Genomic DNA, 13,057 nt, shown 5'->3' with positions numbered 1-13,057 from the left:
GATCCCGGTCAGGGCTGTGGCGGATCCGTGCCAGTGGCACTCCTGGGCACCGGGCGCGCGCGGTGCGGGATACCGTCCGGGAGCCGCCGACGAACGGCGGCAGCGAGGGTACCCGAGCCGCACCGGGAGCAAGGCCGTCCGTACGGCTCACTCCGTCCCTCGCCGCTGAGGAAACCCACCCGGAAGAAGGTGTACGCCGTGGCGAAAGGCCGCAAGAACGGTCTCTATTCAGGGATCTCCGAGGAACTGTCCGCTTTGATGCGGACGGGGTGGGCGGACACCGAGCGGCACGACCTGCAGCCCGGTGAGCAGGCCCCGTACGCGGACCTCCGCCGCGCCGCGCTCTCCGCGCGCTTCCCCGGCGAACGTCTTGTCATCCCCTCGGGCAATCTCAAGGTCCGTTCCAACGACGACACCTACCCGTTCCGGCCGTACTCGGGCTACGTACACATGACCGGGGACCAGGCCCGGGACGGCGCTCTCGTCCTCGAACCCCGCACGGACGGCGGCCATGACGCCTACTGTTACCAGCTGCCGCGGGACAGCCGGGACAACAACGAGTTCTGGACCGGTCCCACGGCGGAGCTGTGGATGGGCCGGCGCCGCTCCCTCGCCGAGTCGGAACTCGTGCTCGGTCTGCCGTGCCGGGATGTCCGTACGGCGGCCGATGACCTGATCGCCGCCTCCGGCGCGCCGACCCGGATCGTCCGCGGTCTCGACCCGTCCCTGGAGGCCGCCGTCACCACCGAGGAGGAGCGTGACGCCGAACTCGAAGAGGCGCTCAGCGATCTCCGCCTCGTCAAGGACGTCTGGGAGATCGCCGAGCTCCGCAAGGCCGTGGACTCCACGGTGCGCGGATTCACCGATGTGATCGGTGAGCTCTCCACAGCAATCGCGTCGTCCGAGCGGTGGATCGAAGGCACGTTCTTCCGCCGTGCACGCCTTGAGGGCAATGCCGTCGGCTACGGCTCGATCTGCGCCGCGGGCGAGCACGCCACGATCATGCACTGGACCGACAACGACGGCCCGGTGCGCCCCGGCGACCTGCTCCTGCTCGACGCCGGCGTGGAGACGCACACCCTCTACACCGCTGATGTCACGCGCACGCTGCCGATCAGCGGCATCTTCACGCCCCTGCAGCGCAAGGTCTACGACGCGGTGTACGAGGCCCAGGAAGCCGGCATGGCAGCGGTCAAACCGGGTGCCGCGTACCGGGACTTCCACGAGGCGTCCCAGCGTCATCTGGCGGCCCGGCTGGTCGAGTGGGGCTTCATCGAGGGCCCGGCCGACCGTGCTTACGAGCTCGGCCTCCAGCGCCGCTTCACCATGGCGGGCACCGGCCATATGCTCGGTCTGGACGTCCACGACTGCGCGCAGGCCAGGAACGAGGAGTACGTCGGCGGCGTGCTGGAGCCGGGCATGGTGCTCACCGTGGAGCCTGGCCTGTACTTCCAGCCGGACGACCTCACCGTGCCCGAGGAGTGGCGCGGCATCGGCGTCCGGATCGAGGACGACCTGGTCGTCACCGAGAGCGGTCACGAGAACCTGTCGGCGGGCCTGCCGAGGTCGGCGGACGAGGTCGAGGCGTGGATGGCCCGCTTCGCGGGCTGACAGCGTCGCAACAGAATCCGAGCCTACTGGCCGCGGGCGTGGTCGACGCGAGGGTCCGATCAGCGGGGCCCGGCCGAGGCGGTGACCGCCGCCGCTCGTGCGGCGGTCACGGGGTGCAGGGCCAGTGCCTGTCCGGCCAGCTCGTGCGCCTCCCGCACCCGGCCCTGCTCCGCCCTGGTCGATGCCAGCCAACTCATCCAGGGCCAGCTCTCCGGGCCCAGCGCCGCCTGCTGCTCCATCAGAGCATCACCGTGCGCACGGTAGACGGCGTCCCCACACGCGGAGAACGCGCCCAGCATGAGACCGGCCAGCTCATCGGCGGGCCAGCGGTCGAAGTGCCCCACCAGGTGATCGGCCGTCAGCCGGTACTGCCGATGTGCATGCGGGATCGTCTCCCGGTGTACGTGCAGTTCCTGCCCGGCCGGACGAACTCGGGCCGCACTCCCGTCAACGAGAGAATCCTGCTTCCGATACGTGGACACCATCCGGGGTGTAACCCGTTCGGCCAACCCGGATCACGGAAGATGCGGCGATGCCCAGTGAGAACAGGACCGGGCACGAAGTGTCGACCCGGCACGGACCGTGCCGGTGGGGCCTTGGACGAGCTGGTGAGCCGGGCACGGGCCGAGAACCGGCAGCTGGCCGGCCAGCGGGTGAGGCCCGCCTGGCTGCGCGGCGAGCATCCGCCCGCCCACCGGCGTGCCGTGCTGGACGAGTTCGCCTCCGGCCTGATCGAGGACCATGGTCAGGAGGGCCGCAGGGGTGGGCGGGGTCTGCTACCGGCGGCATTACAGGCCACCACGCCCGTCCACGTGATCGTCATTCCCACAACGGCGCCGACCGACCAGCCGCGGGAGGGGGTCTCCCCTTGCTCCCTCCGCCGTGCCAGAGTCGAGCCCGGCCAGAAACACCGCCTCCTCTCCGCCTCCTTCACCGTCCTCACCGGGTCAGGTGGAGTGAAGCCAGGTCAGAGTCACGACGACCAAAGCCTGCACTCCCGTGCTCAGGGTGGGTTCGACAAGCGGAGCGAAGTATGGGGAGTGATTGCTCGGCAACGAGTCGATACGGTTCTCAGTGAGGGCGGTGAGGACGGTTTCGGGTTCCAGGCCTCCGCAGAACCAGAACACGGTCGGTACGCCGATCGCCTCCCCGAACACGCCCACGTCCTTGCTCGCGTTGACCTGCGGCATCGGCATGATCCGCTGCGCCCCGAAGCGCTCGGCGAACGCGGCCACCGTGGTCTGCGGCGCCTCAGGTTCACTGACCAGTGCCGGGGCCGCGCTGAACCAGGTGAGTTCAGGGCCTCTCTCTGCGCACCGCTCGCCTGCGCTTCTGCGGTGACGACGCGTTCGATCGCGGTGCGGACCAGGTCGCGTGCGGCCGGGGTGAAGGTGCGGATGTTGATGCCCAGTTCCGCCGTGTCGGGGATGATGTTGTCCTTCGTTGTCCACAGCCCTCGGGCGTGGGCCGCATACACACTCCCCCGGATTTCGCCCTGGCACAAACGCATGTTCCTCATGAAGAAATCAATCCAGACAGTGGCAACGAAACGCCAGGCCGAGGATACAACTCCCTTCCACTGCCCCGCCTCTTCTTCCTTTCACCGATTCAGCGACCGTTCATATGCATCACAGATTCTGGGTAGCGGGTACCCGCCACCGCTTCGGGCGGCAACGCTTCGTCCAACCGCTGAAGATCCTCGGCATCGAGCACCACGTCCACGGCTGCGAGGTTCTCCTCCAGCGTGATCCTGCGCTTGGTCCCGGGAATCGGGACGATGTCCTCGCCCTTGTGGAGCAGCCACGCAATGGCGATCTGGGCCGGCGTCATCGCCAGCTTCCCGGCCACTTCGTGCACCACCGAAGCCGCTGTCGAATTGGCGGTGAAGTTGTCACCCTGGAATCGGGGGTCGTGGCGTCGGTAGTCCGATTCCGGATACTCTTCCGCCGGTAGCGCGGTTCCTGTCAGGAATCCACGCCCCAGAGGCGAGTAGGCCACGAGACCGATCCCCCGATCCCGGATCACCGGCAGAATCTCCTGCTCGATGTGCCGCTCCCACAGCGAGTATTCCGTCTGGAGCAACGCCACCGGGCAGACCTCATGGGCACGGACGATCGTGCCGGCACCGGCCTCCGACAGACCGAAGTGGAGTACCTTTCCCTCCTGGATGAGCTCGCCGACCGTGCCGGCCACATCCTCGATCGGCACTTCGAGGTCCACCCGGTGCTGGTAGAGGATGTCGATCCGGTCCGTGTCCAGCCGCCCAAGGCACTCGTCGACCACCTTGCGAATGTGATCGGGCTTGCTGTTCAGCTCTCCGCGCCGCGTGCCTTCGTACTCCCACCCGAACTTCGTCGCGATGACCGCCTCATCGCGACGGCCACGGAGCGCACGGCCCAGCAGTTCTTCATTGGCGAATGGACCGTACGACTCCGCGGTGTCGAAGAAGAAGCAGCCCCGTTCGAGTGCCCGTTGGATCGTTGCGATCGATTCTTCGTCGTCCGGAACCCCGTAAGTCTGGCTCATTCCCATGCATCCCAGCCCCAGGGCGGAGACTTCCAGGCCGGCACTCCCCGGCCGACGCCGCGGAATCAGTGACGAGTTCAAATCCAGGGCCTTTCCCTCAGGTTCCCTTGGCTGTACTTTCGACCCTCGGTCCGTTTTTCCCGCTACGCATCCTGGAATTCGGACATCCGATCGGGCCGAACCTACGGAGCGAACTCCCCGCTTGTCAACGAGAATCATCGTGCCGAGCTGGTCCGGGCCGCTGAGAGCGGGCCGGACGGAGCACGGGCACTGGCTGGTCGTGCGTTGGACCGGCGAGGAGTTCGTCGTCACCAAGCCCGGGGCACGGCCGTCGTAGGCGGGCTGAAGAGCCGACCGAAGAGCTGGCGGGCCATGTTGGCCCGGCTGAGCTGACAGGAGAAACAGGCCCGAAAGAGGCGCGCCGGGAGCGGCCATGGCCGAGCTCGGTCGGGCGGTCGGGGCGGTGTCTTGTGAGACACGGCGGTGACCGCGGCCGAAGGCGGTGTCGGCGCTGACCTCTGCGGCCATCTCGGTTACGACGAGGGTTAGTTAGAGGGACTCACGGCTGCCGCAGATGTCGGTGAACTGTACGCCGGTCCATGGATGGTCCGGGCCGGCCCCGGTGAGTTGGTTGGTTGGCATGTCGGCGGGCTGCATCCGGTTTCCCGCGGAGCGGTCCGGCCGCGGACCACGGTGAGTGACCGGAACGCAGCACCCATGGCCCAGGGCTTCTGCGTCGAGTCGGCCCCGCGCCGAGGCCCCCTGGTCTCAATCACATCGAGGGTCACCCGCTCTCGTACCTCATCGCCTCGGGTCTCGCCCCTCCAGCACGCCGCGCGGGAGTATGACACCGAAGGCGATGGCTCTCTCGGAGAGCCGTCGCAGACAGCAGATCGCTCCCGGTTCCGTCGCCCCGGCAGCCTGCCGGAATTGTGTGACGGTCGGGCCGTCCGTCCAGATGGGACGGGGGCCGCGTCGTCCACGTGGATGTCATGACCGAGGTGCTCGGTGAGCGCTGCGACGAGCCGCAGCAGGCCGACCTCTGGCCCGTGGGTCATCGGTTGTCCGGCTGGGGCCGGGCTGGGACGGTCTACGGATAGCCGATGGCCGCGATCTCGGCCGTCAGTTGTTCGGGCGTCACATCGGGGTTGAGCGCCGCCACGACCTCTGGGGTCAACGGACGCATCGCGTAGATGTGACGTACGGAATCGAGGTCCACCGGGGTCTCGTAGTAACTCCGGGCCCAGCCGGCGAACTCCTCGGGCGCACCGTCCACGAGGAAGGAGAACAGGTACGACGCCCCATCGGGGTCGCTGCCTCCGCCGTCGTACTCGATCTGTCCCGTACGCCACCTGTCGTCGCCGGTCTCGCGCCACAGGCAGGCCGTCACATGCTGAGTCCCGTCTGCGGCGAAGGACGGCTCCTCGACGCAGGACCGGAACACCTCCGGCACCGAGTCCACGACTCCCGGCCAGACATTCCCGTCACCGGCGTGCGGGCTCATGGGCGACTCGTGATCGAACCCGCGGATGTACACGCCCTCGGGCGAGAAGATGACCGAGTACTCGTCGCCTGCTCCGCTGTCCATCCAGCCCAGTTCGCGCCCTGGGGACCAGTGGGCGTCGAATCCATGGCGGCGGTACGGGCCACCGGGCGCGAGGATCGCCTCCACCATCGCCATGGAACGACACCGGTCACGCAAGGCCGGGATCTCGGGAAGCCGCCGTGCGACGTCATAAACGGTCATGCCCGCATTTCAGCAGACACCTACGACAATCGAACGCCCAGCTGTCGGTGTCCGCTGCCGCGAACCGGCATGGGCACATACAAGTACTGACCATTGGCCCACGCCTGGAAGAAGGCGAAGGGAGCCACGGATTCAGCTCCCGGTCTCCCGACCGCATCAGAGGCCGGCGCGTGCCCGCCCTTCACCACCCCTGCGCGAACAGTCTCTTCGAAGTGTGCCGCTGTGGACGTGTGGGCCGGAACGCCGATCGGATGACTTCGCGACCCGATCACCACTGTGTGCTGCTCGGTATCCCGTCATGGATTCACGACGTGCACTGCCTCGACGCCGTGGTGCTGTCTCAGCTCTCCGATGCTGTCGAGAACGAGAACAAGAACGAGACCGCGACTGGCGGCAGTTGTGCGGTATTGCCCGACGCCCCGCACCGGGCCACAACCGGCACCATCAACCGCGTACTCGCCGCCCTTCCACGCGCCCCACACCGAAGCCGCCTACGAACAGATCCACACAACCTGGTCTACTTGGGCCAGGCGGCCAAGGTGATCGATGCCTCCGGCGCGCGGTCGGCCGCTCTGAACGCGTTGCCGGGTGACCTGGCGAGCGTACTGTTCCTTCCTTACGCGGTACTGCTGGCCTGCTGGGTGCTGGGTTCCGTCTGGATGGCCGTATGCGTGCTCCGGAGCACCACTGCCTTCCCCCGGTGGATGTGTGCCGTGAACCCGCTGATCTGCATCCCTGTCGGGGCCCTCGTCACCACGTTGGTGCCCGGTTCCGTGGGGACCGCGATCCAGGGGGCGCAGCTGAGCATCGGCAATCTGCTGTTCTTCTCACTGTCGACCATCACGCTGTGGAACACCCGCCTGAGCACCGTGGCGCACCAACCGATTCTGGTGCCTTCGCCCGCACCCGCACCCGCACCGAGCACGGCCGGGTCGGCGGAACGAGAGGGCCCGTCAGTGTGACCAGCGGGGCGCTTCCCCTGTCCGGCAGCGAATTGCGGGCGGGGGATGCGGAGGTGATGAAGACGCCCTCGACAAGAAGGTGCTGACTCGAACACAGCCGAACGGCAGGGTATCTCCGGGTCTTGCTCGACCATCGCTGCGTACGACGAGCCGATCGCGGACACCCTGCCGGAAGAAGGCGCCGATCCGGGCCCTCCGTTGTCCGGCGAGAACACACTACTGCCGCGGGCCGTCGACAACGGGGCCATCACACTCGCCGTCACCCTGCTCGCCCCTGTGAGTTCGCCCCTTCTTCTGGCCCCCACGTGGGCGGTATCGAGGACCGCACGCGTCAGGCCGAGCAGGTCATCCATGGTCTCAACCACCTTCACGAATGCCGCTCGATCGTCCTTGGCCCGGCCGTATGCCCACTGGGTGGTGGCGACCTTGGCCTTGGCGCCCTCCTGCTCGTACTGCAGGTCGAGGGCCCGGCATGGCGCTGGCAGGTCGCGCCGAGGCGCTGTCGGACGCGGCGAATTCGACGCGTGGGACGCGGTGGCCGACCGAACTACTCGCTGTGGCAACCCTGTACGGAACCCACCGGATGATTCTCGCGTGGCGCCGACGGTGCGTCCGGCCCGATTCGTCGGTCCGGACGTCGGCCGAATGGAGCCAGCCGTCAGTGCTCTGGTCGTGACTTCAGTGCTCCCTGTGGTCGAGGGCGGCGATGTCGCGTACGGCCTCGGCGATGGCCGGGGACTCCTTCTTCAGGATCGCACCGTGGTTGCTGGTAACCTTCGCGCTGATTTTGATGTTCGCGTTGCGGGCGGTCACCACGTCGAGGCTGGTGCGTATCTGTTCCTGCTCGTCACCGCGGCTTCCGAGGGATGTCCCCGAAGCGACCACGTACCGCACCGGGACGGTGATGTTGTCCAGCACCGGGCCCAGCTCGCGTTCGCGGGAGATCACGCCGATCTCGATGTTGCTGTCCGCCTGCTGCTCGGCGGTCATCCGCGGGGCCAGGCCCGTCGGGCGCAGCAGCGGCAGGAACCAACCCATCCGCCGGAACATCTTCCGGATCCGCTGTTCCATGGCTTCGTCGAGCCAGTCGTACGGGAATGCGCCGTCGACCATGACCGCGCCCAGGGCACGGTCCGGATTCCGGCTGGCCCAGTGCGCCGCGACGAACGCTCCGTAGGACCAGCCCACCAGTAGCGCCCGGTCCACGCCCCTGGCCGCGAGGACGGCATCGACGTCCCGGACGGCTGCCTCGAAGGAGTAGTCCGCCGAACGCTTCGATTTCTTGCCGCGGGCCCGCTCGTCGTAGGTGATGTGCCGCCACCCCGCCCCCAGTTCGGCGATGACCCGCCGCCAGTACCCCTGGGTGGCGAACTGGCCGTTGAGGTAGACCACGGGTATGCCGGGACCGCCGGTGTCGGTGACGGCCAGGGCCGTATCGTCGACCGGCACCATGCCGGTCCACTTCGAACCGGTCGAGGAAGTGCTGTCCTTCGTCATGTGTTCCACCTGTTCTCGGGAGGCGTGGCCAAGTTCGTTCTGGTTCAGTGCCTTCAGAGGCTGCGGGCGGTGATGTCGCCGTGGGAGGTGGTGGCGCAGATGTCGAGTTCGACGGCGCCGTTGTTCTTGAGGGCGTTGCTGATACGGCCGCGGTCGGTGCCGGCGTCCAGGGCGGCCGAGACGCCGGCACCGGCGCCGACCGAGATGTTGCCGGACTGGGTGCGGAGCACGACCGTGCCGCGCACGGCCTCGGTGATCCGGATGTCGCCCCTTGCGGTGCTGATCTCCGCGGGGCCGTTGAGCCGGCCGACCTGGACATCGCCGTCGACCGCAGTGAGGCGAACGCTCTCGGCCTCGTCGATCTTGATCTGGCGGTACGCGCCTTCGAAGGTGACGTCGCCGAGGCGGCCGACGCCGCGGAGTTCGGAGCTGGCGGTCCTGGCCTCGATGCGGGAGCCGACGGGCAACTGGACGGTGACCTCCAGGGATCCGGCGGGGCCGAAGAGCTGGTTCTTGGGCTCGGGGGTGTGGATCCGCAGGATGCCGTCGGTGTAGGTGACGGTGGTCTGCTCAGCGGTCTTGGTGTCGCGACTCTTCGAGGGGTTGGCGGGCAGGACCTCGACGGTGGTGTCGGTGCGGTTGGCGGCGATGAACTGAATACGTCCGGCGGGGATGTCCAGGACGGCGGAGATCGGGGCGGGGGTATCGAACTTCTGCATGGTGCTCTCCCGTGCTCGTTCACTGTTTCCGACACCAGAAACGCTACGTTGCTTTCCAAATAACAGCAACACGCTTGTTGCATAGAATCTATATACATGCAGCTCAGAGGATGGAATCTATTGCAACAGCCTTCCAGGTAACGCAACGACACCCATCCAATCATTGCAATGAATAGAAAGTGAACGCTATGGCGGAACAGGAACCGCCACGAAGGATCACCAGGAGAATTGCGATGCCAGCAGGCAGGCTCACCCAGCAGGAACGCCAGCAGATCGCGCTGGGGCTGGCCGACAGCCACCCCTACGCCGAAATCGCCCGGCGCCTCGACCGTCCGACCTCGACGATCACGCGTGAGGTCATGCGTAACGGCGGCCCCACCGCCTACCGCGCCGACCTGGCCCACCGCGCCACCGAACGCCGCGCCCACCGGCGCAGGCCCGCCTCCTCCCGAGGGTCGGAGTCAGCCCCCACTGCTCCCTGCTCCCTGTTCCCTGCTCCCTGCTCCCTGCTCCCTGCTCCCTGCTCCCTGCTCAGCCAGTCGGGATCCCGGCGTTCCCGCAGGAGCCAGTCAGGTCTTTTCGGCATAGTGATGATTGCGATGTGTGACGGGCTGCGGGCGCCCGCTCGCCGCTTAGTTCTGCGGCGCCAGGGTGCGTAGGACGCAGAACTCATTGCCCTCGGGGTCCGCCATGACCACCCAGTTTCGGTCTGAGCCTTGGCCCACATCCGCCTTGGTGGCGCCGAGACCGAGCACTCTGGTCACCTCGTCCCCGGTGCTGCCGTCGATCGGGCTGACGTCGAGGTGAAGCCTGTTCTTCACGGTCTTGCCCTCGGGCACCTGGATGAACAGCAGGGTGGGCGGCATCTGGCGGGCCCGAACATCCTCGACAGTCGGCACCCAGGAGCCGATCTCGACCTTTCCCTCGCTCCGGTCGATCACCTTGGACTCTGCTGCGCAATTCGCTGCGGGGGTGAGGTCGGGTCCGTGATGATCGTTCCTGAGGTCGCTTCTCTGTCGTGCGGCCGTGGAGGCGGTACGGATGTCGATGCGGCCGGTGGGGCTGCCGGAGATCCCGGAACAGACCGTGGCGGTGGCGCGGGCGGCGTTCCCGAAGGGAAGCCTGGCGATACGGGTGCGGGACCGCCTTGCGGAAGTCTTCGTCGCCGAGCCGTTCGCGGGGGCATTCGGGGTGCGTGGGGCTCCGGGGCTGTCGCCGGGGGTGTTGTCGCTGGTGACGGTGTTGCAGTTCGCCGAGGACCTCACTGATCGACAGGCTGTGGCGATGGCGGTACGGGCCATCGACTGGAAGTACGCGCTTGGGGCGGAGCTGACGGACACCGGCTTCGATGCCAGCGTGTTGTCCAGGTTCCGGGCCCGGCTCGCGGACAACGGCATGGAGCGGGTGGTCTTCGACCGGCTCCTTGAGCACTGCAAGGACGCCGGGCTGGTGGTGGCCGGGGGCAAGCAGCGCACCGATTCCACCCATGTGATCAGTGCGGTGCGGGACTTGAACCGGCTGGAGCTGGCCGGGGAGAGCGTGCGGGCGGCGCTGGAGGCTCTGGCGGTCGCGGCGCCGATCTGGCTGGCCGGACAGATCGACGTGCCGGAGTTCGCCGAGCGGTACGGACCGAGGACCGACGGCTGGCGGATGCCGTCCTCACAGGCCAAACGCGACCGCCTCGCCCAGGTCTTCGGCCAGGACGCCCTCGCCCTGTGCCGGGCGGCCTGGGCCGAGGACGCCCCGGTGTGGATCCATGAGGTCGAGGCGGTGCATCTGCTGCGGCAGGTCCTGGTGCAGACCTACATCATCCGGTCCGATGCCCGGGGACGGCAGGTGATCAGGAAGCGGGACGCCGACGACGGCGTCCCGCCCGGTCAACTCCGCCTGGCCTCCCCCTACGACGCGGACGCACGCTGGGCGGCCAAGGGCGATGACCTGTTCTGGATGGGCTACAAGATCCACCTCACCGAAACGTGCGGCACACTCCCCAACGCCAACGCCAACGCCGACGCCGACGCCGACGCCGACGCCGACGCCGACGCCGGGTCCGGGTCCGGGAGGATGCCGAATCTGATCACCGACGTACACACCACCGACGCGACCGTGCCCGACGTGAAGGCGACCGCTCCCATCCAGCAGAGCCTCGCGGAGCACGGCGTGAAACCGGCCGAGCACTACCTCGACTCCGGCTACCCGTCGGCCGACCTGATCACCAAGGCCACGCAGGACGGTATCCGCATGGTCACTCCGGTCCTTCTGGACCACTCCGCGCAGGCCAAGGCGGCCGAAGGCTTCGACAAGAACGCCTTCACCATCAACTGGAAGACCCGCCAGGTCCGCTGCCCCGCCGGGAGGATCAGCTCCCACTGGAACCCCGTCCAGCAACACGGCACAGACGCCATCGTGGTCACCTTCAGCGTCCTGACCTGCCGCAACTGCCCCTTCCAGAAGCAGTGCACCACCTCGAAGACCGGCCGTCGCATGCTCACCCTCAGGCCTGAAGAACTCCACGACAACCTCGCCAGGGCCCGCGCCGAGCAGAAGACCGACACCTGGAAGAACAAATACGCCCTCCGGGCCGGCGTCGAGGGCACCATCAACCAGGCCCTCGACATCACCGGCATCCGCCGGGCCCGCTACCGCGGCCTACCGAAAGTCCGCCTCCAACACGCCTTCTCCGCCACCGCGCTCAACGTGATCCGGCTCGACGCCCATTGGACCACCGGGCCACTCGACCGCGCCCGCCACAGCAGGCTCGAACGACTCAGCTACCAACTCTCCGCCTGACGAATTACGCAGCAGAGTCACCTTGAAGTCCAAAACTTCGCACCAGAAGGCCGCGAGTTTCTCCGGATCGTGGCATTCAACGGCCAATTCCGCGAACCTACTTGTCATGACTCTCCCAGACGGTGTGGACGGGGCTCAGAGTATTGACTCATGCCGCCCGTCCGGCAGCTCGGGGATCTTCATGACTGCTGGCGAACGCACCGCAGGACAGAGGAGTGCTGTGGCCGCCAGGTGACCGCCCCGTAGCGGACATCTATACGCCTAGCGAGGGCATCAAGCGGACCTGGCCCAACAGCAGGTTTGCGTGAAGCCCCTGGTAGGAACGAGTCCGCGAAGAACAGGTTCCAGGCACCGAGAGGCTTCACGGGTTGCCCAGTACCACCTGCACCGGCAGGCTCGATGTCGGCAGGGCCACCGTCGAGACCCTCGCGAAGCCCTGAACCAACACTCCAGCACTCTGGTGTCCCCACCCTGACCGACCTCGGTAGCGAAAGCCCCGACCACGGCCTCCGCCACCCGGTCAAGAACCCCAAGGGTTCATTCATTGTGCTCCGCAGGGCTCGCCACCACTACGGGAATCGCACGTGGTGGTGGACCGCGAGAGTCGGTCTTCCCCGCGGCCGCGGCTCAGCCGATCGCAAGCCACCTGGTCCATGCACCAGTGGTGTCGTTCGGCCCCGTGGCACCGTTCCGTGTGACGACACGGAAGCTCACCTGACCGTCCTCCCTCATGTTGTAGTTGCAGTATCCGCCCGATCCCACACCGCCGGTCTGGTGGCACTCGTCGTTCGGGCGGTCATAGTTGTATCTGGTCTCGACAATCACTCGCAGGCCATCGCCCCTGAGGTCCTCGGCCCAGATCTTGTCCCCGTAGGACTCGAAACAGCCCCGACCAGTGAGGACTGTGCCAACATAAAGAGTCGAGCAGGCGTCCTGACCGGCCAGCGGGGTCACTGCCGTACTGGTGGAAGCCACATCGACCGAGCCCGCATCGGCGTGGGCAGCGCCTGCCGTCATGGCGAGACCCACGAGGCCGGTGACAGTCACAGCCGCTATTCGAAGCTTCACGGTTCTTCCTCCAAGCTGAACTCATGCTGCGTAGCGTGTACCGGTGCAGGGTAGCCAGTTCCGCCACCTCGCAAACCTGAATTTCCTCTGCATAGATCAGAGTTGAAGCCAGTCACGCATCACTCGCGGCCCCAGCA

The 13,057-nt window shown here is 67.2% G+C and carries 12 protein-coding genes and 2 pseudogenes; 5 read left to right on the top strand and 9 right to left on the bottom strand.

The annotated features are described in order from the left end of the window. The first annotated feature begins 198 nt into the window (after positions 1 to 198). Positions 199 to 1,611 (top strand): aminopeptidase P family protein, encoded by a 1,413-nt coding sequence (locus OG520_RS38200; RefSeq protein ID WP_399336626.1) that lies wholly within the window; start codon positions 199 to 201, stop codon positions 1,609 to 1,611. Between the two features lie 59 nt (positions 1,612 to 1,670). On the opposite strand, the gene OG520_RS38195 is transcribed toward OG520_RS38200, so the two are convergent. The 3 genes from OG520_RS38195 to OG520_RS38185 all read right to left on the bottom strand — a co-directional run bounded on the left by OG520_RS38195 (position 1,671) and on the right by OG520_RS38185 (position 4,203). Next, positions 1,671 to 1,955, bottom strand: coding sequence for a hypothetical protein (locus OG520_RS38195; RefSeq protein WP_406016190.1), 285 nt, complete (start codon positions 1,953 to 1,955; stop codon positions 1,671 to 1,673). 603 nt (positions 1,956 to 2,558) lie between these two features. Further along, entirely contained in the window at positions 2,559 to 2,846 is a 288-nt protein-coding gene (locus OG520_RS38190) for a hypothetical protein (protein WP_406016189.1), read from the bottom strand. 373 nt (positions 2,847 to 3,219) lie between these two features. Further along, on the bottom strand, positions 3,220 to 4,203 hold the full coding sequence (locus tag OG520_RS38185) for an aldo/keto reductase (RefSeq protein ID WP_406016664.1): 984 nt from the start codon (positions 4,201 to 4,203) through the stop codon (positions 3,220 to 3,222). Positions 4,204 to 4,339: 136 nt separating this feature from the next. Here OG520_RS38185 and OG520_RS38180 point away from each other — a divergent pair, with 136 nt between their 5' ends. Further along, positions 4,340 to 4,474, top strand: a complete 135-nt coding sequence (locus OG520_RS38180) for a hypothetical protein (RefSeq protein WP_399336630.1) — start codon at positions 4,340 to 4,342, stop codon at positions 4,472 to 4,474. 753 nt (positions 4,475 to 5,227) lie between these two features. On the opposite strand, the gene OG520_RS38175 is transcribed toward OG520_RS38180, so the two are convergent. Beyond that, a complete protein-coding gene (locus OG520_RS38175; RefSeq protein ID WP_406016188.1) occupies positions 5,228 to 5,884 on the bottom strand; it encodes a hypothetical protein in 657 nt (218 codons plus the stop codon). 251 nt (positions 5,885 to 6,135) lie between these two features. On the opposite strand from OG520_RS38175, the gene OG520_RS38170 reads away from it, so the two are divergent. After that, positions 6,136 to 6,846 (top strand): DUF6796 family protein, encoded by a 711-nt coding sequence (locus tag OG520_RS38170; RefSeq protein ID WP_406016187.1) that lies wholly within the window; start codon positions 6,136 to 6,138, stop codon positions 6,844 to 6,846. Between the two features lie 678 nt (positions 6,847 to 7,524). Here the strand turns inward: OG520_RS38170 and OG520_RS38165 are convergent. Beyond that, the gene (locus OG520_RS38165; RefSeq protein ID WP_406016186.1) at positions 7,525 to 8,343 is read right to left on the bottom strand and encodes an alpha/beta fold hydrolase; all 819 of its coding nucleotides are present in this window, start codon (positions 8,341 to 8,343) and stop codon (positions 7,525 to 7,527) included. Between the two features lie 53 nt (positions 8,344 to 8,396). Next, positions 8,397 to 9,062, bottom strand: coding sequence for a DUF4097 family beta strand repeat-containing protein (locus tag OG520_RS38160; protein ID WP_406016185.1), 666 nt, complete (start codon positions 9,060 to 9,062; stop codon positions 8,397 to 8,399). Between the two features lie 233 nt (positions 9,063 to 9,295). Here OG520_RS38160 and OG520_RS38155 point away from each other — a divergent pair. Further along, a pseudogene (locus OG520_RS38155) lies at positions 9,296 to 9,538 on the top strand (helix-turn-helix domain-containing protein); the annotation flags it as partial. A gap of 156 nt (positions 9,539 to 9,694) precedes the next feature. Here OG520_RS38155 and OG520_RS38150 read toward each other — a convergent pair. After that, positions 9,695 to 10,105 (bottom strand): VOC family protein, encoded by a 411-nt coding sequence (locus tag OG520_RS38150; RefSeq protein ID WP_406016663.1) that lies wholly within the window; start codon positions 10,103 to 10,105, stop codon positions 9,695 to 9,697. Here OG520_RS38150 and OG520_RS38145 point away from each other — a divergent pair. Next, entirely contained in the window at positions 10,104 to 11,852 is a 1,749-nt protein-coding gene (locus OG520_RS38145) for an IS1182 family transposase (RefSeq protein ID WP_406016184.1), read from the top strand. The two genes, OG520_RS38150 and OG520_RS38145, sit on opposite strands and share 2 nt — an antisense overlap. 17 nt (positions 11,853 to 11,869) lie before the next feature. On the opposite strand, the pseudogene OG520_RS38140 reads toward OG520_RS38145, so the two are convergent. Together OG520_RS38140 and OG520_RS38135 are read right to left on the bottom strand one after the other, a co-directional pair. Beyond that, positions 11,870 to 11,960: pseudogene (locus OG520_RS38140) on the bottom strand (VOC family protein); the annotation flags it as partial. Between the two features lie 519 nt (positions 11,961 to 12,479). Next, positions 12,480 to 12,920 carry a hypothetical protein gene (locus OG520_RS38135; protein ID WP_406016183.1) on the bottom strand — a complete coding sequence of 147 codons (441 nt, stop codon included), beginning with the start codon at positions 12,918 to 12,920 and terminating at the stop codon, positions 12,480 to 12,482. Positions 12,921 to 13,057: the final 137 nt, after the last annotated feature.

Source organism: Streptomyces sp. NBC_00984 (assembly GCF_045162475.1).
Classification (GTDB): Bacteria; Actinomycetota; Actinomycetes; order Streptomycetales; family Streptomycetaceae; genus Streptomyces.
Note: the sequence above shows the minus strand (reverse complement) of the source record. Positions and strands in the feature narration are given on the sequence as shown.